Genomic DNA, 20,907 nt, shown 5'->3' with positions numbered 1-20,907 from the left:
GAAAAACCTGTAGCAACCCGCTACAGGCATATATAATTATGCATATGCATTGATAACAAAGCCTTTGCCAACAATTTCTGCCGTCGACATTGGTTTTGGTCGATACCTGACTACTTCTTCTGTAGAGGTAGCAGTAGGAACGGGAATATGCTGACGGCGTTTTTCACGCTCTTGCTTCATCAACAAGCGCTCTTGCTGTCTGCGTACCTCCGCATGAAAACACTGCTGTGCCTCTACTGCTTGCACCCCTTCAATATAAGTAAAACGCTGATCTTTCAAAGCTAAACGATTAGCATAATCCGCATATTGCAACGGTGTGGTCGGTAAAATATAGCCCATACTAACTACCTCCTTTCTGTAATTTATTATTCCTTCTGAAGAGGTTTTACAAACTAGGTCTATGTTCCATTTTTCATTATTAGTTCTAAGGAAATAAAAAAAACACAGGAAAGTATATTTCTCAATACTTTCCTGTGTTTTTTATCACATCAACTTATCTATGAATAAAGTTGCGATACCTAAATAAATTAAAATACTCGTAATATCATTTAATGTCGTAATAAATGGACCGGATGCAACAGCAGGGTCAATTTTCATGCGGTCCATCACTAATGGAATCAATGTTCCCGCAACGGTTGCAACAACAATCGAGCAGCAAATGGCAACACCGACAAGCGCGCCAAGAAGTAGCTCATGTTGCCAGAAGAATACGATACCAAGCGCAATGACACCACATACAAGCCCCATAATAATACCCGTAAGCAGCTCTCGAATGACAAGTTTCATTTTACTTTCTTCTTCGACATCCCCTGTCGCAATACCACGAACAGCAACGGCTAGTGCTTGCGTACCACTATTTCCGGATGTACCGCCAATCAGTGGAATAAATGCTGCAAGTAACGCGACTTTTGCTAAAGTGCCGGTAAATAAATCGATTAAATTGGCCGTAATCATGCCTAAAAATAATAAACAAACAAGCCAAGGCAATCGTTTTTTTGCCGCTGAAAAAGGACTTTTATCGAAGGTTTCCATATCAGATACCCCGGCAAGTTTTGAGTAATCCTCGCCCGCTTCTTCATCGATAACATCGATAATATCATCGACGGTAATAATCCCTAAAATTTCATTGCGTGAATTAACAACTGGTAACGCCACAAAGTTATAATCACGCATCACTTGTGCGACATCTTCTTGGTCATCTGTTACTTGTGCGCTCACGACACGCTCGTTTCGAATGTCTCGAATAAGCGTATCCTCTGACGCCACAATTAAATCTCTTAATGACAAAACGCCCGTCAATCGATTGCGGTCGTCTACCACGAAAATATAATAAATCATTTCTGCATCAGGTGCGGCATTACGCAAAATCGTCATCGCTGAGCGAACGGTCGAGTTCTCTGCAACGGCAACATATTCTGTCGTCATTAAGGCACCTGCTGTATCTTCTTCATAATGTAATAATTCTCGAATGTCTTGTGCAGATTCTGAGTCCATCATTTTTAAAAAATGACTTGTTTGGTCTTGGTCCAGCTCATTTAATACGTCGACAGCATCATCGGTATACATTTCCGATAGCATTTCTGCCGCATAGCTTGGCTCCATTTCTGCGATAAAGATTGGGTATTCCTCATCATCTAACTCAATCGCCTCAAAAATCGTTGCCAATTCTTTTGGGGACAAATATTGATAGATGATCTGACGTATATCAGGCTCCACCCTTTCATAAAATTGACCTTGATCGTATGGGTGAAGGTCTAAAAATTCTTCGCGAAACAGCACAATTTCTCCTTCTGTCAAAAGTGAAATCAAGCGCGCTTCATCAAATGCTTCTTCTTGACGGTCCTTTAGCTCTTCTACCATATTGTCCCCTCCTTTCGGATAACACGTTTCTTTGAACAAAGCTAATACTAACATTTTCCTCCTCGTTTGTTAACTCCCTAAAAATACGTGTTTTTGGATTTCCACACAAAAAAGAGGCACGTATAAACGGCCTCTTTCATTTCTATACTAATAATGACTGCATATCTGCTGGCAATGTTGTATGCCATTCGAGTGATTGCTTTGTTAAGGGATGCTTTAAGTGTAAACATACACAATGAAGCGCCTGGCGAGGTATCGCATCTCGCTTACCTCCATATAAGTCATCGCCAACAAGCGGGTGACCGATATGCTTCATATGCACACGGATTTGATGTGTACGTCCGGTATGTAGGCGTAGGCGGACATGCGTCATCGGCTCACCTTCATGCACGAAACGATGTAACACGCGGTAATCGGTATGCGCATGCTGCCCATCCTCGCGTACCATTCGTTCAATGATGCTATTCTCTACACGACCAATTGGCGCAATAATAGAGGCCTCATCTTCTGTGACGTGCCCGTGTACAATCGCCTCATACTCACGAAAAATCTCATGTGCCTGCTGTTGTGCGCTCATTATATGATGAATATGACGATGCTTTGCAACACACATCAGACCCGATGTATCACGATCTAGCCGGTTGACAACATGTACAGTTGAAGGAATATTTTTCGCTTTGAAGTAGCCTGCGACAATAGCCGCGGTGCTACCCTCTAAATGCACATGTGATGGAATCGTACTTTGATAAGGTGCTTTATTTAAAATTAACAGTTCATTATCTTCATAAATGATGTCTAAATCACCTTGTTGAGGCACTAAGCCCTCACTCAGCTCCTCGCGAGGAAACTTCACAACAACCGTATCGTTCGCCTCTAAGCGATAGCGTACGTTTTGCTCCTGACCATTCACAGTTATTTCGCCACCATGAAATTTAATCGCTGTTAATGCTTTTTTTGAAATGCCATATCCCTGCAGTGCACTTCTTAGTAAGACTGGTTCTTTTACTGTAAATGTAATCGTATATCGGTTATCCATAATTAGTCCTTTAAATCACTGTCAATAAATGAATCATGTACACGTTGCCAGAATGGAAATGCCTTGTAGCGCGCAAAACGAACTTTTTCTTTTGCGACACGATACTCGATGGATTTCACATTTTTATGTAGCAATTGCACGTGGTCAACGGTTACCATGAAATCTTCCGCTTTAACGGGCTTTAATAGGCAATGATGATGTGATGGCAATACAAGTGAAGAGCCGACTGTACGGAATACACGGTTATTAATTGAGGCCATTTCTGTTAGTTGTAATGCCTCAAGAGATGGATGCAAAATCGCCCCACCAAGTGCCTTATTATACGCCGTACTGCCAGATGGCGTTGACACACATAAACCATCACCACGGAAGCGTTCAAAGCGACGTCCATTTAAAACAACGTCCATCACAAGAGTTACTTCTGATGATTTAACCGTTGATTCATTTAACGCTAAATACGTAAAACTTTCTTCTGAGTCACGGTAATTCACCGTTACTTCAAGTAATGGATACTCGCTAATGCGGTATTCACCTTTTGCGATTGAAATAACAAGCTTCTCAATATCATTTGGCTGCCAATCCGCATAAAAGCCTAGGTGCCCTGTATGAATGCCGACAAACGCAACTTCTGACAACATATGCGTATAGCGGTGGAACGCGTGTAATAGCGTGCCATCACCCCCGATGGATAGCACGATATCTGGTTTTTCTTCATCTAGTTCTAAGCCAAAATCGGTTAAATAACCAATCGCTCGCTCCATTAACTCATTTGATTGTGGATCATTGCGTGATTGTACGGCAAACTTCATACATTTTCCCCCTTATCCTGACCACTCTCGCCACGAACAACTGGCTTAGAGGCCTCCTTGTATTCTGTAAAATAGGCTTGTGCTTCATGAATTTCGTCGCGAATTTGCGACATCTCTTCATCGAGGCGAAAAGCCGCTTCAGCAGCACTTTGTAGACGTTCGGAAATCTCCGATGGAAAAACGCCCTTATATTTATAGTTTAATGAATGCTCAATAGATGCCCAGAAATTCATCGACAATGTACGAATTTGAATTTCTGCTAAAATAATCATTTCCCCCTGAATCGTCGCCACTGGGTACTCGACTACAATATGATACGAGCGATAACCACTCGGCTTAGCATTCGTAATATAATCTTTTTCTTCAATGATTTTTAAATCGTGACGCTGACGCAGTAACTCCAGTACAGTCGGAATATCATCGACAAACTGACACATTACACGAACGCCCGCAATGTCTTGCAGCTCATGTGCTAATCGTTCTGATGGCTCAAACACCAAGCCCTTCGATAACGTTTTATCGTAAATACTCGCTAGTGGTTTCACGCGTCCCGTTACGAACTCAATTGGTGACGTTTCGTTATTACGCTGAAACTGTGTACGAATACCTTTTAGCTTAATCTTTAACTCATCAACGGCTTGTTTATAGGGCTGTAAAAACCGATCCCATTGTCCCATGACAAGTCCCCCTAATTCTTAGGCCTCGCTTAAAATGCTCGCAAAGGCTTCCTCAACAGCATGTGAAAAAGCTTCGCCATAATTCGAGTTGCCTTCAATATTGTATACTAATCCTTCTAATTCATCTCGGAAATTTGTCAGAACAGCTTGTTGAGTTCCCCACGATAAGATAGGGTCTTCATCTGAAGCTAATACTTCGACGAGTTGAGGCCACACGTCTTCGTCAAATAATACATAGCTATAGCCTTCACCATCATCCATTAAATAAATGAATGTCATATTATCTGAATCTGTAATCATTTGTCCAGCTGGAGTCAGCTGTCCTTGTGGCAATGTGTTTAAGTTAAAGTGTACAACTGAGTTTTCTGTTGCTGCAGACGCAGCCTTTAATAAATTACGCAAATGCCTATCTTCCCTTCCATGAATATCCTAATTTATTTTACCATATTCTAAAGGCCTTTTTCACAAGAAAGAGTGGGTTTTGGCATTTTCCAAATTTGAAAAAGAACGTATAATTAATTTTTAACGAGAGGATGATGTGAAATGTCAAAGGAATTAGAAATTGAATTTAAAAATATGCTAACAAAAGAGGAATTTGAAGCATTGAAAAACGCTTTTCAATTAACAAAGGAAAATTTTCATACACAGGCTAATCATTATTTTGATACGGCAGATTTTGCCTTACGCAATCAAAAATGTGGCTTGCGTATTCGTGAGGTGGCAGACCGCTTTGAATGTACATTAAAAGAGCCTGCTGGTGGTATCGGCTTATTAGAGACTACCGACTTATTAGCTGAAGCTCACGTCCGTGCAGTGCTAGCGGGTAATGCCGTCATCGATGCAAAAGAAGTGCATGAACGACTTGCAGAACGTAGTGTGAATGAAGAAAATTTACAACTTCTAGGTACACTTTCAACAACTCGTGCCGAAATAAACTATAAAGGTGGGTTACTCGTACTCGATCACTCAATTTATGCTGATACAGAAGATTATGAGCTTGAGTATGAAGTAACCGATGAAGCAGCTGGTAAAGTAATTTTTACCGAGCTGCTAAAAGAATACGGCATTGCAACACGTCACGCACAAAAGAAAGTTGCGCGCTTCGTCGCTGCAATGAATCGAAAGAGAGGGATTTAATCTTTGGACGTTTCTGCCATTCAATCACTGATTCAAGCTCAGGCCCTGCAATCAGTTGGTAGTGCTTACGGAAGTTCATCTGACACGTCATCAACGAATACAACGGACTTTTCTGCACTCCTTAGCCAGGCGCTTGGAACAACTTCATCACGCAATACATCACAGTCACTTGGGCTAACAAGTAGCCTTAGTAATACTGCATCACAAACAGGCGATGTTACTACCGCATTAACGCAATTATTATCAGCAGCAAATCATTTCGCAACGACCGCACAGCAGTCCGGCATTGATTTATCATCACTTGCTAACGTGCTAGGCTCAACCGCTGCACTGTATAACGGCTCAACCGCTGCCTATACACCTGCTAGCGTTCAAGCCACAGCTACGAATTCTGTAGCTACACAAGCAACGACACCGTCAACGACCGATTCCGTTGCATCAACATCTACAGGCCCTACAACGCAATACGATGCTATCATTCAAAAGGCTTCCCTTACATACGGAATTCCTGAGAAAATGATTAAAGCGGTTATTAAACAAGAGTCGAATTTCAATACAAACGCGACAAGCTCTGTTGGCGCAGCAGGTCTAATGCAATTAATGCCCGCGACAGCACAGTATCTTGGCGTAACGAATACACGTGATGCAGAACAAAACATTATGGCTGGCACAAAATACTTAAAACAAATGTATGATAAATTTGGTAGCTATGAGCTGATGCTCGCTGGCTACAATGCCGGCCCGGGTAATGTTTCAAAGTATGGTGGTATCCCTCCATTCAATGAAACACAAAACTACGTCTCAAAAATCATGACAAATTACAACGCTTAAAAACGAAGGAAAAGCTACCTTATCGGTTCTTTTCCTTCGTTTTTTCTTATTTTCCATCAACAAGCAATTGTCTATGTTTTATAGAAAATACCATTTGTTTGAGAAATTATGTACCTGTTGATAAAATAGAATTACAGCTAAAGCAAAGGAGCATCCCATATGATTCAAAAACCGATTATTCCATATGAGGAGATTGGTGCCGAAAAGCTTTCGGATTTAATCGATTCTTTTTATTCGAAAGTAGCGAAAAATCCAAAGCTAAAGCCAATATTCCCTGATGATTTAACAGAAACTGCCCGCAAGCAAAAACAATTTCAAACACAATACTTAGGTGGGCCTAATATATATACTGAAGAACACGGACATCCAATGATGCGCGCACGTCACATGAATTTCGAAATTACACCTGAACGCGCACAGGCATGGCTTGAATGCATGTATGAGGCAATGGACGAGGTAGGTTTAGACGGTAAATTCCGCGAAATCTACTACAAGCGTCTTGTTTTAACTGCACACCATATGATCAACGCTGAGGATTCAAACGAGGAGGTATAAATCGTGGCAAATGTACAATTTGTGACTGAGCAAGTAGCACCATCAACTACTTCCTTTAATAAACCAATCGAACTTTATGTATTTGTGGACTTATTACATCCTGGCAGCTGGCACTTACAATCGACAATCCGTCGCTTACAAGTGCGCTACGGTCATTATTTTACACTCCGTTTTATTTTAAGCACGGAGCTTGCATCGTTGAATACTGCTTGCCAACAACTTAATAGCTCTCCATCAGATTCTGACTTAATCGATGTTTCACATCCTGTCTTGCCGTCAATTGCTGTGAAAGCAGCCGAATTACAAGGAAAAAAAGCAGGCTATCGTTTCTTAATGAAACTACAGGAATATGCGATGATCAATGCAAAAAATGTCTGCTCTTGTTCTACATTAAATGAAATTGCTGAACAATGTCGTTTAGATATGATGGAGTTTAAGTCCGACTTCCGTTCGATGGAAGCAACACGCGCATTCCAAAGTGATTTATGTGTGACGCGTGAAATGGAAGTAAATGAAGTGCCTAGTTTTGTCTTTTTCAATGAAAATATTGAAGATGAAGGATTAAAAGTATCTGGCTCTTATGACTTTGAAGTGTATGAGCATATTTTAGAGGAAATGGTGGACGAACAATTAATTCCAACGAATCCTCCAGAACTAGAAATTTTATTTAAACAGTATCAAACATTATCTACTGAAGAAGTAGCAGCGATTTATAATATTCCTGAAAAACTGGCTGAGCGCGAACTAAAAAAACGTATGCTACAGCAAAAGATTTCACGCCTTGCCTGTGATAGTATGTCACTGTGGCAACTCAAATAAAAAACCTCGAGAGACAAAGCTCTCGAGGTTTTTTTATATTTTATAGCGATTTTTTACTAAAAAATAAAATGAGTGACTCTACGAGAGACACTCATTTTCACAAAGGGGATGGGAGAAATGTTCACGTTCAAACAAAGGGGTGTATGTTTGTTGTGATTTATTTCACGTCTATTACTTTAGCATGGAATCCTTGTTATAGCAACGTTTTTAAGGCATGTTCATAATTCAGACACAAAGAAACCGTTTACATTACATGGACATTATCCAATCATTACTGCTATAAATCATTCATATTTAATATAAGAGGAAGTTATACATAAAATTGTCAATAAGTTAATTTTCACAATTTTCCTGTTCTTTATTTTAACTAATTTTCATAGGACTTAAATCGTCACACTGTTATATTCTCCTGTGTTATTTTTATTAAACACCTTAGCTAGATTTCTGCTAATTTAAATGAATGGATAGCGAGTAAACACTAAGCTTCGGCATAACTTCATGCTATTTCATGTGTTTTCTCACCAAAAAACACGTGCCACCTAAAAAAGTTAGCACGTGTTTTCGTTACGTTAGGAAACGATTATTTTAGTAATAATTTTTCTAATTCTGCTAAACGTTCTTCAAATAAATCAAATGCTGCTTGAATTGGCGCTGCTGATTCCATATCAACACCTGCTGCACGTAAAACATTAATTGGCGTATCTGAGCAACCTGCTTTTAAGAAGTTATTAATATAACGCTCGACAGCTGGTTGACCTTCTTCAAGAATTTGTTTACTAAGAGCAATTGCCGCAGATTTACCAGTCGCATATTGGTAAACATAGTAATTGTAATAGAAGTGAGGGATTCGTGCCCATTCGCGGCCGATTTCTTCGTCTACTACCATATCGTCACCGAAGTATTGTTTATTTAATTCATAATAAACCGTTGTCATCGATTCAGCTGTTAGCGCTTCCCCGCATGCATCCATTTCATGAATAACATGCTCAAACTCCGCAAACATTGCTTGGCGAATAATCGTGCTACGAACGCCTTCTAACCAGTGATTTAATACATAAATACGAAGTTTTTCATCTTCCACTGTTTGTAGTAAATACTCTGTTAATAATTCTTCGTTACATGTAGAGGCAACTTCTGCTACGAAGATGGAATAATCACCATAGACGAATGGTTGATTATTACGTGTGAAGTAGCTATGCACACTATGCCCAAACTCATGCACTAATGTGTAAAGATTGTCCAAGTTGTTTTGCCAGTTCATTAAAATATAAGGGTTTGTGCCGTATGTCCCTGAAGAATAAGCCCCGCTACGTTTCCCTTTTGTTTCAACTACGTCAACCCAGCGATCTTCTAATGCTTTCTTTAAGATGGCTGTATATTCCTCACCCATTGTACCAAGTGCCTTCACCATTGTTTGTGCCGCATCTTCATACGTAAGCTCAAATTTCGCTTCCTTCACAAGTGGTGTGTAAATATCCCACATATGCAGCTCATCGACGCCTAAAACTTTTTTGCGCAGGCCGATGTATTTATGAAGAAGCGGTAAGTTTTTGTGTACGGTATCTAACAATTGATCATACACTTTTTCAGGAATTTGGTTGTTGCTAAGCGCTGAATGACGTGCAGAATCATATTTACGAATACGTGCAGAGACATTATGACGCTTCACATTCCCTGTTAATGTTGTCGCAAATGTATTTAAAAATTTGCCATATGTTTCGTACATTGCACGGAAGCCACGTTCGCGTGTTGCACGGTCATCACTATCAAGAAATTGAATGTAGTTACCATGCGTTAATTGTACTTGCTCGCCGTTTTCATCTTCAATTACCGGGAATTCTAAATCGGCATTATTTAACATACCAAATGTATTGGCAGAAGCACCTGTTACTTCACTCATTTGTGCAAGTAACGCTTCTTGCTCCGCTGGTAAAACATGCGGACGCTGTGCTTTTAATTCATCAAGTTCTACTTTATATAAACGAAGCGCTTCATTTTCTGCTAAGTAGCCATCTACTACCGACTCGTCTAATGCTAAAATTTCAGGTGTTAAATATGCGATGCTTGTTGACGCTTTCGCTAATAATGTTTTACCGCGGCTATCCATCGCTTGGTAGAAGCTATTTGTTGTATCTTGATCGTAACGCATATGAGAATACGCATATAGGCGGCTTAATCGTGCATATAGTTCATCGCGGTAGTTAAATGCCGCAAGCATTGCCTCTGCACCGTCTTTTAATGTACCTTGAAAGTCGCTCGCTTTGTCACTTAATGCTTCAACTTCTTTATACTCTGCATCCCACGCATCATCCGTCGCAAAAATATCTTCAAGACGCCATGTTTTTTCAACCGGCACCTCGTCACGCGTAGGAATTTTCTTCGTTTCTGTCATAATAAAAGCCCTCCTATTATTTCGCATTCCTAAATAAATTTAGTTAGCTATATTTTCTCAATTATACCCCTTAAATGCAATGAATTGACTATACAACAGCTCATTTTGTGATACTTTTCGTGTATGTAGCTGTTGAAGGAACTGCTCATAGGCTTCTACTTTTACTCTAGGTGTGTCATGCTGCGCTAAAAAAGCATCGATGCCTTGTGGAAAATAATCATAGTAATATATGATTTGCCAGTCGATGGCAGGCTGCACTTCAACATCAAAATCTGTTGGGACCCCAATTGCCTCTGGAAGCGCAAGTAAAGCAAGACGGCGTTCATAAACAAAACGTAGTAACATATCCTGCGTACCTCTACGATAACGCATATAATGCTGAATTAATTTACGCCGTTGCTCATACCATAACTGCATAAACAGCTCAAATTCATCCCGTGTCAGCAGTCGCGGCGTGCGAAATGGCCACGTCTGATGTTGCTTTGGTAAAACAGTGATTTTCGCTAAAAATTGTGTGGTGGTTATACCAATAAGCGCACTATAATAAATGAATTGTTCAGTATTGGGATTATAAGTGAGTAAGGTGTCATTGTGGCGATATTTTTGAATATCTCGGGATAAGGAGACGATGGCTAAGCCGTTTTCCTTTGGTTGACTATAAGGTAGCCAAAGTGGCGTGAGATTGATAGAGGCATAGCCGGCGTTGCGCTCTAAAAAGCGTTCATGCGTCAATCGACTATATTGGAATTCAATTGCTGTGCGCTCATATAAAATGTCTGGGCGCTGTTGGATTTGTGGAAGATAAGCTTCTAATTGCGGGGCGCCAAGTTGTGAAAAGAAATCATACAGTTGCTGCTTGCCCGCAATATGCGTGGTCGTCTCATTTTCTGAAAAATAATGACTGCAGGCACTTTGCTTGTGATGAGCGAAATGAGGGGTGTTTTTCGTACCGATTTTAAGTTGTAGTGCTTGATGACATGCGGGGCAATAATAATGTTGTGTTTTACGTGCTTGTCGTAACTGCTCGCGATTCATTGTCGTATCTAGTATGATGAATTGTCGTTTTTCATCATAGGCAACTAACATAAGCATCACCTCTTTATAATTGTAAAAAATTGGTTCTTAAAATGCAATAAAAAAAGAAGCCTTAGGACTGTAATTTGTCCAAAGCTTCTTTTTTATTAGAAATATTTACGCACCGTATTAAAGGCATCTGCTGCAATAATAACGTTCGCATATTCTTCTAGTACATGGATAGTCGTATTCGCTTCTTTCGCGCACTCTGTTACGACACTTAAGAAGTCTAAACGATCATCCTTGTCCCCCTCTTCATCGAAGTGGATATATAGATAATATTTGCCGTCTTGTTCAAATAATCGATTGTCGACGTCTTCTGTGTGCTCTAGGCGCTCAGATAGATGAATTAAATCATCGAAATCTTTTAATTCAAACACAAACTCAAATGTTGAATCGCCAAAATTTTCTTCCAAGAAGTTATCTAGCTCTTTTGCATTTTGTTGATCTAAATCAAACAAGCCTGGTAAGCCAGGTGGTAATTTTCCTGGGCCAAATGGTAAGTCTTCTAAGCCCTCTTGTGTAAGCTTCGCTGTTGTGACTGTCAGCTCAAGGCCGATTTCCTTTGCCACAACTTGAATCCAAAGTGGGCCATCAATTTCAAATTGATCTTCTTCACTAATCTCATCCATCATAACCCAAAAGAGTTCCTCACCTTTATCGCGGTTATACCAGATTTCATCCTTCGTAAAACCTCGCTCTTCAATGTCTGTATAAGAAATGAAAAGTTTCAGTGTGTTTTCGTTAATACGTTCAATATCCATATTACACAACTCCTTTCGGTTACTTCTATAAGAAGATGTTGCATCAAATATCTGCTTTCGAAGTATAGCTACTACTATTGTAATTCCTTTTCCTTAAAAAAGAAAAGAAAAAGTTTCAAAGCACCTTTTAAAGAAAAAGCAGCTAGGAGCTGTTTCTCCTAGCTGCATGTTTAAATACGCTTAGTTGACCATTTTTTGTGCTTCTTGTAATTGATAAGCACGTACTTTACGAGGTAAGAAACGACGAATTTCATCTTCGTTATAGCCAACTTGTAAACGTTTTTCATCTAAAATAATCGGACGACGTAATAGTCCTGGATTTTCTTGAATTAATTCGTACAGTTTATTTAGAGGTAATGTTTCTAAATCAACATTTAATTTTTGGAAGATTTTTGAGCGCGTTGAAATGATTTCATCGGTGCCATCTTCTGTCATACGTAAAATCTCTTTGATTTCACTAATGCTTAGTGGTTCTGCGAAAATATTACGTTCTGTATATGGAATTTCATGTTCTTCTAACCATGCTTTTGCTTTACGACATGAAGTACAACTTGGTGATGTAAATAATGTTACCATCATGTTCAAACACATCCTTTCAAAATGTGTAACCGAATTATTAAATTAGAATGACTCTAATAAAGAGGTCTAACTTCATTATACAACAACTTCATTACTTTGAATATAGGATATTTTAAATTATTTTATAATCATTTTCTAAAGCTACATTTTAGTAAAAAAAGTTTCTTTTTACCATTTTTTAGTTGGAACAAAAATAAACTACCTTACTAATGTTCCCTAGTTGATAAGCCTTTAAACCTAATTTTAAAGATTCTTCATTCTCAATTAGATTACTATCAATGAAAATAAGTAATTTATTTTACTCTTTCTATTATACGTTTAGACCGTCATTTTGGTTTCATTTTTCTTATTGTACCGAATGAATTTAAAAAATTAATCCGTCAAAGGACCGAACTATCTACATGTTGTAATTTAAAAAAAGCTGTATTATAATGGCTCTACAGCACAACGCTGACATATGAAAACGAAGACGAAGAGTAGTATATATAATGAGCATACCTAGAGAGTCTGTGGTTGGTGTAAACAGATTATGCATTGTATAGAATGGACTTCCGAGTTAACTTAGTGAAATATTCAGTACCTAAGTTCGTTCCTCGCGTTAAGAGGTAGAGTGGTCGATTTATCGACAAGCTTGGGTGGTACCGCGGATTTTAAACATCATTCGTCCCTATTGATAGGGAGCATGATGTTTTTTTTATTTTGAGGAGGAAACCACAATGGCAAAACGTATTTTTTCAGGTGTACAACCAACAGGCGTCATCACATTAGGTAACTATATTGGCGCAATCAAACAATTTCCAGAGCTTCAAGATCAGGGCGATGCAATCTACTGTATCGTCGACCAACACGCAATTACGATTCAACAAGACCCGAAAGAGCTTCGTTCAAACATTCGTAGCTTAGCAGCAATGTATATTGCTGTTGGTATTGATCCAGAGAAATCGATTTTATTCATCCAATCAGAAGTTCCAGCACATGCGCAAGCCGGCTGGATGCTACAATGTGTTACTTCTATTGGTGAATTAGAGCGCATGACACAATTTAAAGATAAATCAGCAAAAGCCGCTGGTACAAACGAAACTGTTTTAGCAGCACTTTTAACATACCCACCATTAATGGCTGGCGATATTCTTCTATATAATACAGACATCGTACCAGTTGGTGATGATCAAAAACAACATATCGAATTAACACGCGATATAGCGGAACGATTCAACAAACGTTATAAAAAAACATTCAAAATTCCCGATATCGCATTATCTAAAGCAGGTCGTCGTATTAAATCATTACAAGACCCTACGAAGAAAATGTCTAAATCAGATGCGAATGCAAAAGCGACAATTCGTTTATTAGATACACCAAAACAAATCGAGAAGAAAATTAAATCAGCTGTAACAGATTCTGAAGGTATCGTACGCTATGACAAAGAAAATAAACCAGGCGTATCCAACTTAATCGATATCGAAGCAGCATTAACAAATAGCTCAACAGAAGACGTTGTCGCTAAATATGACGGTAAAGGCTACGGTGATTTTAAAGCCGGCGTCGCACAAGTGGTCATCGATCATTTAGCACCGATTCAAGCGCGTTACAATGAATTAATCGATTCAGAAGAATTAGACCGTATTTTAGATGAAGGCGCTGAAAAAGCCAATGCCATCGCAAATGCAACGATCCAACGAATGGAAGATGCTATGGGCTTAGGCCGCGGCAGCCGTCACTAATAGACCATTCAAAAGAGGCTACGAAAATTTCGTAGCCTTTTTTTACGCAAAAAAACTCGTCACCTAGAGATGACGAGTTGATAATAAGAAGTCGCTTACGCTTCGTATTTTTTAAATAATAATGTGGCATTATGTCCACCAAAACCAAATGAATTGCTTAGTGCATAGTCTACGTTCATTTCACGCGCTTCGTTTGGCACGTAATCAAGATCGCATTCTTCCGCTTGGTTCACAAGGTTAATTGTTGGAGGCACGATGCTTTCTTTAATGGCTAATGCAGAGAAAATGGCTTCAATACCGCCAGCTGCGCCAAGCATATGACCTGTCATTGATTTTGTTGAGCTAACCGCTAATTTTTTCGCGTGGTCACCAAAGACATTGTTAATCGCTAATGTTTCAAGCATATCATTATAATATGTACTTGTACCATGTGCGTTAATATAATCAACTGCTGAAGGCTCAACGCCTGCATCTTTCAATGCTTGTTGCATTGAACGCATTGCGCCACTACCATCTTGTGCAGGTGCTGTAATATGGTAAGCATCCCCTGATGCACCGTAACCAACAACTTCTGCATAAATTTTTGCACCACGTGCCAGCGCATGTTCAAGCTCTTCAAGAACAACGACACCTGCACCCTCTGCGATAACGAAGCCATCGCGGTCTTTATCAAATGGACGGCTTGCTGTTTGTGGGTCCGGATTTGTCGATAACGCTGTATTTGAGCAGAAGCCCGCAACCGCTAGTTCGGTAATTGGCGCTTCTGTACCACCTGTAATCATCGCAACAGCATCACCACGCTGGATAACTTTGAAGGCATCACCAATGGAGTTAGTCCCTGTTGCACAAGCAGTTACGGTACATGTGTTAATGCCTTTCGCACCTAGTAAAATCGATACTTGTCCTGCTGCCATATCCGGAATCATCATTGGTACGAAGAATGGACTCACACGACGTGGCCCTTTTTCAGTTAGGTTTTTGTATTGTTGTTCGAATGTTTCCATACCGCCAATACCTGAGCCTAGCCATACGCCGATATCTGCTGCATTATCATCATTGATTTCAAGTGCTGCATCGTCTACTGCTTCTTTTGCTGCGGCAATCGCATAATGTGTAAAGCGGTCCATTTTACGCGCATCTTTTTTTGAAATATATTGTTCAATATCAAAATCTTTTACTTGTGCCGCTACTTTTGCGTTAAATTTATCTGCATCAATACGTGTAAGTGGTCCCACACCTGATTGACCATTTTTCACTGCATTCCAGCTATCTGCTACATTATTACCTACCGGTGTAATTGCACCCATTCCTGTAATTACTACGCGCTTCTTCGTCATTTCGTTCCCCACTTTCATATTATTTCCCCCATCTTAGTGCGATTGCGCCCCATGTTAGGCCGCCACCGAAACCTACTAAAACAAGTAAATCATCGTCTTTAATTTTACCATTTTCTAATTCTTCAACTAAAGCATTACCAATGGAAGCCGCTGATGTATTCCCATATTTCGCAATAACAGATGACATTTTTTCTTCTGGTAAGCCTAGGCGTTCACGTGCTGAGTTCATAATGCGAATATTCGCTTGGTGTGGAATTAATAAATCAACATCTTCTTTTTGTAAGCCTGCTTGCTCAACAACCTTTAGTGCAGATTCACCCATTTGACGTACTGCAAACTTGAAGACTTCGCGACCATTCATAATGATATGCTTGTTTTCATCTTCATATAAATATTTACCGCCAGCACCTTTTGCGCCTAAATCAAATGATAAAATCCCGCGGCCTTCTGATACTTTGCCCATTACAGCAGCACAAGCACCATCACCGAATAAGACAGCTGTATTACGGTCTGACCAGTCTGTGATTTTTGATAGTTTCTCCACACCTATCACTAACACATAATCATATGTATTTGTTGCGATAAATTGTTGTGCTGTGATAGCCCCATACATGAAGCCAGCACATGCCGCTGAAATATCCATTGCTGCTGCATTTGTGGCACCCAATTTATCTTGTAACATACATGCTACAGATGGGAAAGGCTGATCTGGCGTTACCGTCGCAACTAAAATCAAGCCAATTTGCTCTGGAGAAATCCCCGCATGTTCAATTGCTTGTTTTGCTGCCTCGTAGGCCATATCTGACGTATCCACATCATCGCCCGCAATACGGCGTTCTTCAATGCCTGTACGTGTACGAATCCATTCATCATTTGTATCAACGATTTTTTCTAAGTCAAAGTTCGTCACGACTTTTTCTGGTACATAACGCCCTACACCAATAAACCCTGCGTTCATAACGTAACCACCTTTATAATCAAATATTAGTATCTGGTCATAATTATAGATAATAAGACTAAAAATTGCAACTATAGAAATACGAACAATGGAAAATCGCCTTTATTTATTCAAAAACAGTATTTCAATGCTTAATGTAGTTATGGTATGATAAGACAGATAGAATAGTAACTTAGAGGTGAAAACAAAATCATGAGATACATTTTCTTAGTAATCTGGTCAGTCATCTTAGTATCTGTATTGAACTACGTAGTTAGCGCAATCAACCAAGGTACTCCAGACTGGAACCAAGGCTTAATCATGTCATTAGTATTCGCTGTATTATTAATCATCATTGATGCCGTAATTCCAAGCGAATCGCCAAAAGCAATCGGTCGCGAAGACCACTAATCAGAAGTCTCGACATTTGTCGAGGCTTTTTACTTTCAAAAAGGACGGACCCGCCATCATAGCGAATCCGTCCTTTTTTATTGTCGTAGCGCTAATGCCACATCTGGCGTATCGGTCATAATGGTATCGACGCCTAACGCGAGAAATTCTTCGATCTGTGCGGCATCATTGACCGTCCAGACACGTAATGTTGGCAATAAATCTTGCCATTGTTCTTGATATTTTAATACGAGCTTTTTACTAATATGGAGCGCATCCAATTGGAAATGGCGCTTATAATCAGATAGAAGCGCAATGTCATCCTCGATTAGCCAAGCAATTTTTGCGGCTGGTGCTATGTCACGAATGCGTAAAATTGTCGGCAAATGAAACGATGAGTAAATGACGTGTGGCGTCTTTAGCTCATCGACTAATGCCAGTACCTTCTGTTCAATGCCATCATATGTGTAAACATTTGTTTTCAGCTCAATATTCACGATTACTTGCGGATACTTTTGATGAAGCGTTAAGACTTGTCGAAGCGTCGGAATGCGCTCCGCCTCCCACGTGCCGTCATAATTTTTATGCTCACGAAAAGCCGCGGCTGCACGAAATTTTTTAAGTTCCGCATACGTATAATCAATCACTTCTCCGTCTACCCCAATCGTTCGCTTCAGCGATTCATCATGAATGACGACTAACTCACCATCACGCGTCATATGAACATCAAGTTCAATGCCATCGACCCCTAACTCAAATGCATTTTGAAAACTTAATAATGTGTTTTCTGGATACATCGCGCGAAATCCACGATGGGCAAAAATTTTCGTCATCGTCTGCCCCCTTTTTTCATTTAGTGTAGCACGAAAAAAAGAGAACTGTATGCTTTTACAGTTCTCTCAATAGATTATTATGCTACATTGTCAACGCGAATATTCGCTTCACCGTTATCCAAGTAAACCGTTAATGTTGCACCAGGTAATGTATCGCCACGTAACAATTCACGTGCGACAACCGTTTCAACATGACGTTGGATAAAGCGACGTAATGGACGTGCACCAAATGCTGGGTCCACCCCTTCACTCGCAATCCAATCTAACACTTCTGGCTCAATCACTAGATTTATTTCTTGAGAAGCTAAACGTTTACGTAATGAATTCAAATATTTGTCAGCAATTTTCACAAAATGCTCGCCTGATAATGAATGGAACATCACGATATCATCCAGACGGTTTAATAGCTCTGGTTTGAAATGACGTTTCAATTCAGCCATCACTAAGTCTTCAGTTGCGTGTTCATTTGAGTCATTCATTTCAAGTAAATAATGTGAGCCTAAGTTCGATGTCATAATGACAACCGTATTTGTGAAGTTGACCGTACGTCCCTGACCATCTGTAATGCGGCCATCATCTAAAATTTGGAGTAAAATGTTAGCCACATCTGGATGAGCTTTTTCGATTTCATCAAGTAACACAACCGCATATGGATTGCGACGAATTTGCTCAGTTAATTGACCGCCTTCTTCATAGCCGATATAGCCTGGAGGTGCTCCGACTAAACGAGAAACGCTATGTTTTTCCATGTATTCACTCATATCAATACGGACAAAATGATCCTCTGAATCGAATAATTGCTCAGCTAATGCTTTCGCAAGCTCTGTTTTACCGACACCTGTTGGACCTAAGAAGAGGAATGAGCCAATTGGTTTATTCGGATCTTGGATGCCTGCACGTGCACGCCATACTGCTTCTGTTACTAACTTCACTGCATCATCTTGCCCAACGACACGTTTGTGTAACGTATCACCAAGTGCGAGTAATTTTTCGCGTTCACTTTGAAGCATTTTCGTTACCGGTACACCTGTCCAGCGCGATACAATGGCCGCGATTTCATCTGATGTCACGTCTTCACGAAGTAAGCGTGTGTCGCCTGTTTCTGTTAATTTTTGCTCTAATTCTTCTAATTCTTTTTTCAATTGTGGAATTTCACCATGACGCAATACAGCGGCTTTATTTAAATCATACTCTGATTCCGCTTTTTCAAGTTCATTCCGTTTTTGGTCTAAAAGCTCACGTTTCGCCTGAATTTCTTGCAAGGCATGTTTTTCGTTGTCCCACTGAGTTTTCATTGACGCAGAAGAATCTTTTAATTGCTGTAATTCCTCACGTAAATTTTTCAAGCGTTTTTCAGAAGCCGCATCCGTTTCTTTCATTAATGCTTGCTCTTCAATTTCAAGCTGCATTTGACGACGTGTCACTTCATCTAGCTCTTGTGGCATAGAATCGATCTCTGTACGAATCATCGCACATGCCTCGTCAATTAAATCAATCGCTTTATCGGGTAAGAAGCGCTCTGTTAAATAGCGATTTGATAATTCAGCAGCTGCTACGATGGCACGGTCATGAATTTTCACCGCATGATGGAGTTCAAAGCGTTCTTTTAAGCCACGTAAAATTGAAATCGTATCTTCAACAGATGGCTCTCGTACAAGCACTTGTTGGAAGCGACGTTCAAGTGCTGGGTCTTTTTCAATATTTGTACGGTACTCATCTAGCGTTGTTGCACCGATACAGTGAAGTTCACCACGTGCGAGCATTGGTTTTAGCATATTACCAGCATCCATTGAACCCTCTGTTTTACCGGCGCCAACAATCGTATGGATTTCATCAATGAATAAAATGATGCGTCCTTCCGCTTCCTTCACTTGTTTTAACACACCTTGTAAACGTTCCTCAAATTGACCACGGTAGCTCGCACCCGCAATTAATGCGCTCATATCAAGCTCATAAATTTCATGGTCTTTTAAGCCTTCCGGTACGTCACCTTTCACAATACGCTGTGCAAGCCCTTCGACGATGGCTGTTTTACCAACACCAGGCTCGCCAATTAATACTGGGTTATTTTTCGTTTTACGAGAAAGGATACGGATGACATTACGAATTTCTTCGTCTCGGCCAATGACCGGATCTAGCTTCCCTTCTTTAACCGTTTCATTTAAGTTACGTCCATATGTTTCTAACGGATTTTTATCTTGTTCATTGTTCATTTTCATTTGCATATCGAGTCCCACTCCTTCATCGGATGTAGTTCGTCAAAGAATGGTTTGACTTTCTTTGACCTTTTGATTAATTTCATTATAATCTCGTTTGCTTCATAATTCAACTGATATGTTTGACCTTTTTTGACTTTTTCTTTCTGTCTTATTCTACGGCTTTGCAGGCATTTGGGTTCACTTTTCTATTCCCTATTTTGCGAGGAATTATATGAACTTTTTTTCAAAACAAAAAAGGCTCGGCCATTGCCGAACCTCATTGATTATTTAATCGTATTAAATTTCTTGTTTTTCAATTCTAATACGACATCGCAAGCATTTGCGATGTCACGCTCATGCGTAATAACGATAACGCATTTTTGCTGTTCATGTGCGAGCTCTGCAAATAGCTTAATGATTTCTTGTGAGTTTTGCTCATCTAAGTTCCCTGTTGGTTCATCAGCTACAACGAGTTGCGCGTCACAGCACATCGCACGAACGATTGCGACACGCTGCTGCTGACCACCTGACAGATGCTGTACATTTTTCTTCGCCATGTCTTCTGTAATACCGACACGCGCTAGCATTTCAAGCGCATAGATTTTACGGTCTTTACGCTGTGAATTGGTAATTTCAAGTGCTGCTAAAATATTATCCACCGCAGACATATACGGCAATAAGTTGTATGACTGAAAAACGATTGAGACATATTTATTACGATAAGCCGTTAAGCCAATTTTTTTCATCGATTTGCCGTCGTATAAAATATCCCCTTTTTTCGGAACATCAAGGCCAGCGATGAGTGATAAGAACGTTGTTTTACCAGAGCCTGATGAGCCGAGTATGCCATATAATTTGCCGCTATCAAACGTTAAATTGATGTCGTCATAGAGCACATCATTTTTAGATTGATACCAATAATTGACGTCTTTTACTTCTAACATATTCGATTCCT

21 protein-coding genes and 1 other annotated feature are annotated in these 20,907 nt (G+C 39.9%); of the genes, 6 read left to right on the top strand and 15 right to left on the bottom strand.

The features are described 5' to 3' along the window. Positions 1-36: 36 nt before the first annotated feature. The 6 genes from ACFSY7_RS19610 to ACFSY7_RS19585 form a co-directional block, all read right to left on the bottom strand. Positions 37-339, bottom strand: a complete 303-nt coding sequence (locus ACFSY7_RS19610) for a hypothetical protein (RefSeq protein WP_380149320.1) — start codon at positions 337-339, stop codon at positions 37-39. A 144-nt stretch (positions 340-483) separates the two neighbouring features. Next, positions 484-1,860, bottom strand: a complete 1,377-nt coding sequence (mgtE, locus tag ACFSY7_RS19605; protein WP_126990853.1) for a magnesium transporter — start codon at positions 1,858-1,860, stop codon at positions 484-486. Positions 1,861-2,002: 142 nt separating this feature from the next. After that, positions 2,003-2,896, bottom strand: coding sequence for an RluA family pseudouridine synthase (locus tag ACFSY7_RS19600; RefSeq protein WP_380149318.1), 894 nt, complete (start codon positions 2,894-2,896; stop codon positions 2,003-2,005). Positions 2,897-2,898: 2 nt separating this feature from the next. Further along, positions 2,899-3,705, bottom strand: coding sequence for an NAD kinase (locus ACFSY7_RS19595; protein WP_020189254.1), 807 nt, complete (start codon positions 3,703-3,705; stop codon positions 2,899-2,901). Next, a complete protein-coding gene (locus tag ACFSY7_RS19590; protein WP_380149316.1) occupies positions 3,702-4,382 on the bottom strand; it encodes a GTP pyrophosphokinase in 681 nt (226 codons plus the stop codon). Before ACFSY7_RS19590 ends, ACFSY7_RS19595 begins: the two co-directional genes overlap by 4 nt. An 18-nt stretch (positions 4,383-4,400) precedes the next feature. Next, positions 4,401-4,784, bottom strand: coding sequence for a UPF0738 family protein (locus ACFSY7_RS19585; protein ID WP_020189252.1), 384 nt, complete (start codon positions 4,782-4,784; stop codon positions 4,401-4,403). A gap of 141 nt (positions 4,785-4,925) precedes the next feature. On the opposite strand from ACFSY7_RS19585, the gene ACFSY7_RS19580 reads away from it, so the two are divergent. From ACFSY7_RS19580 to ACFSY7_RS19565, 4 genes are all read left to right on the top strand, one after another. After that, the gene (locus ACFSY7_RS19580) at positions 4,926-5,519 is read left to right on the top strand and encodes a CYTH domain-containing protein (RefSeq protein ID WP_380149314.1); all 594 of its coding nucleotides are present in this window, start codon (positions 4,926-4,928) and stop codon (positions 5,517-5,519) included. Between the two features lie 3 nt (positions 5,520-5,522). Next, a complete protein-coding gene (locus tag ACFSY7_RS19575) occupies positions 5,523-6,350 on the top strand; it encodes a lytic transglycosylase domain-containing protein (protein ID WP_199754669.1) in 828 nt (275 codons plus the stop codon). 159 nt (positions 6,351-6,509) lie between these two features. After that, on the top strand, positions 6,510-6,905 hold the full coding sequence (locus ACFSY7_RS19570; protein ID WP_380149312.1) for a globin domain-containing protein: 396 nt from the start codon (positions 6,510-6,512) through the stop codon (positions 6,903-6,905). 3 nt (positions 6,906-6,908) lie between these two features. Then, complete coding sequence (locus tag ACFSY7_RS19565) at positions 6,909-7,724, top strand: DsbA family protein (RefSeq protein WP_020189248.1); 816 nt, start codon at positions 6,909-6,911, stop codon at positions 7,722-7,724. A gap of 580 nt (positions 7,725-8,304) precedes the next feature. Here ACFSY7_RS19565 and pepF read toward each other — a convergent pair. The 4 genes from pepF to spxA form a co-directional block, all read right to left on the bottom strand. Beyond that, the gene (gene pepF, locus ACFSY7_RS19560; protein WP_380149332.1) at positions 8,305-10,119 is read right to left on the bottom strand and encodes an oligoendopeptidase F; all 1,815 of its coding nucleotides are present in this window, start codon (positions 10,117-10,119) and stop codon (positions 8,305-8,307) included. Positions 10,120-10,173: 54 nt separating this feature from the next. Next, positions 10,174-11,202, bottom strand: a complete 1,029-nt coding sequence (locus ACFSY7_RS19555) for a competence protein CoiA (RefSeq protein WP_380149311.1) — start codon at positions 11,200-11,202, stop codon at positions 10,174-10,176. 95 nt (positions 11,203-11,297) lie between these two features. Next, positions 11,298-11,954 (bottom strand): adaptor protein MecA, encoded by a 657-nt coding sequence (gene mecA, locus ACFSY7_RS19550; RefSeq protein ID WP_020189245.1) that lies wholly within the window; start codon positions 11,952-11,954, stop codon positions 11,298-11,300. A gap of 180 nt (positions 11,955-12,134) precedes the next feature. Next, positions 12,135-12,530 carry a transcriptional regulator SpxA gene (gene spxA, locus ACFSY7_RS19545; protein WP_044527252.1) on the bottom strand — a complete coding sequence of 132 codons (396 nt, stop codon included), beginning with the start codon at positions 12,528-12,530 and terminating at the stop codon, positions 12,135-12,137. A 460-nt stretch (positions 12,531-12,990) separates the two neighbouring features. Continuing rightward, positions 12,991-13,205: a binding site (T-box leader), on the top strand. A 44-nt stretch (positions 13,206-13,249) separates the two neighbouring features. Between spxA and trpS the strand changes: the two genes are divergently transcribed. After that, on the top strand, positions 13,250-14,257 hold the full coding sequence (gene trpS / locus ACFSY7_RS19540) for a tryptophan--tRNA ligase (RefSeq protein WP_020189243.1): 1,008 nt from the start codon (positions 13,250-13,252) through the stop codon (positions 14,255-14,257). 95 nt (positions 14,258-14,352) lie between these two features. On the opposite strand, the gene fabF is transcribed toward trpS, so the two are convergent. Next, positions 14,353-15,594, bottom strand: coding sequence for a beta-ketoacyl-ACP synthase II (fabF, locus tag ACFSY7_RS19535; protein ID WP_044527251.1), 1,242 nt, complete (start codon positions 15,592-15,594; stop codon positions 14,353-14,355). 19 nt (positions 15,595-15,613) lie between these two features. Beyond that, positions 15,614-16,552, bottom strand: coding sequence for a beta-ketoacyl-ACP synthase III (locus ACFSY7_RS19530; RefSeq protein ID WP_380149310.1), 939 nt, complete (start codon positions 16,550-16,552; stop codon positions 15,614-15,616). A 192-nt stretch (positions 16,553-16,744) separates the two neighbouring features. Here ACFSY7_RS19530 and ACFSY7_RS19525 point away from each other — a divergent pair, with 192 nt between their 5' ends. Beyond that, positions 16,745-16,942: a YjzD family protein gene (locus tag ACFSY7_RS19525; protein ID WP_020189240.1), complete on the top strand. Its 198-nt coding sequence runs from the start codon at positions 16,745-16,747 to the stop codon at positions 16,940-16,942. A 77-nt stretch (positions 16,943-17,019) separates the two neighbouring features. Here ACFSY7_RS19525 and ACFSY7_RS19520 read toward each other — a convergent pair whose 3' ends face one another. The 3 genes from ACFSY7_RS19520 to ACFSY7_RS19510 form a co-directional block, all read right to left on the bottom strand. Then, entirely contained in the window at positions 17,020-17,754 is a 735-nt protein-coding gene (locus tag ACFSY7_RS19520) for a glycerophosphodiester phosphodiesterase family protein (protein WP_380149308.1), read from the bottom strand. A 77-nt stretch (positions 17,755-17,831) separates the two neighbouring features. Further along, positions 17,832-19,979 carry an ATP-dependent Clp protease ATP-binding subunit gene (locus ACFSY7_RS19515; RefSeq protein ID WP_020189238.1) on the bottom strand — a complete coding sequence of 716 codons (2,148 nt, stop codon included), beginning with the start codon at positions 19,977-19,979 and terminating at the stop codon, positions 17,832-17,834. 257 nt (positions 19,980-20,236) lie between these two features. After that, positions 20,237-20,896 (bottom strand): ABC transporter ATP-binding protein, encoded by a 660-nt coding sequence (locus tag ACFSY7_RS19510; protein ID WP_380149307.1) that lies wholly within the window; start codon positions 20,894-20,896, stop codon positions 20,237-20,239. Positions 20,897-20,907: the final 11 nt, after the last annotated feature.

Source organism: Kurthia populi (assembly GCF_042686175.1).
Taxonomy (GTDB): Bacteria; Bacillota; Bacilli; order Bacillales_A; family Planococcaceae; genus Kurthia; species Kurthia populi.
The sequence above is the reverse complement of the archived record's forward strand: the minus strand, read 5'-3'. Positions and strand labels throughout refer to the sequence as shown.

Coding starts and splice junctions, on each gene's coding strand:
- ACFSY7_RS19610 (WP_380149320.1), bottom strand. CDS start 339: ATGGGCTATATTTTACCGACCACACCGTTGCAATATGCGGATTATGCT.
- mgtE (WP_126990853.1), bottom strand. CDS start 1,860: ATGGTAGAAGAGCTAAAGGACCGTCAAGAAGAAGCATTTGATGAAGCG.
- ACFSY7_RS19600 (WP_380149318.1), bottom strand. CDS start 2,896: ATGGATAACCGATATACGATTACATTTACAGTAAAAGAACCAGTCTTA.
- ACFSY7_RS19595 (WP_020189254.1), bottom strand. CDS start 3,705: ATGAAGTTTGCCGTACAATCACGCAATGATCCACAATCAAATGAGTTA.
- ACFSY7_RS19590 (WP_380149316.1), bottom strand. CDS start 4,382: ATGGGACAATGGGATCGGTTTTTACAGCCCTATAAACAAGCCGTTGAT.
- ACFSY7_RS19580 (WP_380149314.1), top strand. CDS start 4,926: ATGTCAAAGGAATTAGAAATTGAATTTAAAAATATGCTAACAAAAGAG.
- ACFSY7_RS19570 (WP_380149312.1), top strand. CDS start 6,510: ATGATTCAAAAACCGATTATTCCATATGAGGAGATTGGTGCCGAAAAG.
- ACFSY7_RS19555 (WP_380149311.1), bottom strand. CDS start 11,202: ATGTTAGTTGCCTATGATGAAAAACGACAATTCATCATACTAGATACG.
- mecA (WP_020189245.1), bottom strand. CDS start 11,954: ATGGATATTGAACGTATTAACGAAAACACACTGAAACTTTTCATTTCT.
- spxA (WP_044527252.1), bottom strand. CDS start 12,530: ATGGTAACATTATTTACATCACCAAGTTGTACTTCATGTCGTAAAGCA.
- trpS (WP_020189243.1), top strand. CDS start 13,250: ATGGCAAAACGTATTTTTTCAGGTGTACAACCAACAGGCGTCATCACA.
- fabF (WP_044527251.1), bottom strand. CDS start 15,594: ATGACGAAGAAGCGCGTAGTAATTACAGGAATGGGTGCAATTACACCG.
- ACFSY7_RS19530 (WP_380149310.1), bottom strand. CDS start 16,552: ATGAACGCAGGGTTTATTGGTGTAGGGCGTTATGTACCAGAAAAAGTC.
- ACFSY7_RS19525 (WP_020189240.1), top strand. CDS start 16,745: ATGAGATACATTTTCTTAGTAATCTGGTCAGTCATCTTAGTATCTGTA.
- ACFSY7_RS19520 (WP_380149308.1), bottom strand. CDS start 17,754: ATGACGAAAATTTTTGCCCATCGTGGATTTCGCGCGATGTATCCAGAA.
- ACFSY7_RS19515 (WP_020189238.1), bottom strand. CDS start 19,979: ATGCAAATGAAAATGAACAATGAACAAGATAAAAATCCGTTAGAAACA.
- ACFSY7_RS19510 (WP_380149307.1), bottom strand. CDS start 20,896: ATGTTAGAAGTAAAAGACGTCAATTATTGGTATCAATCTAAAAATGAT.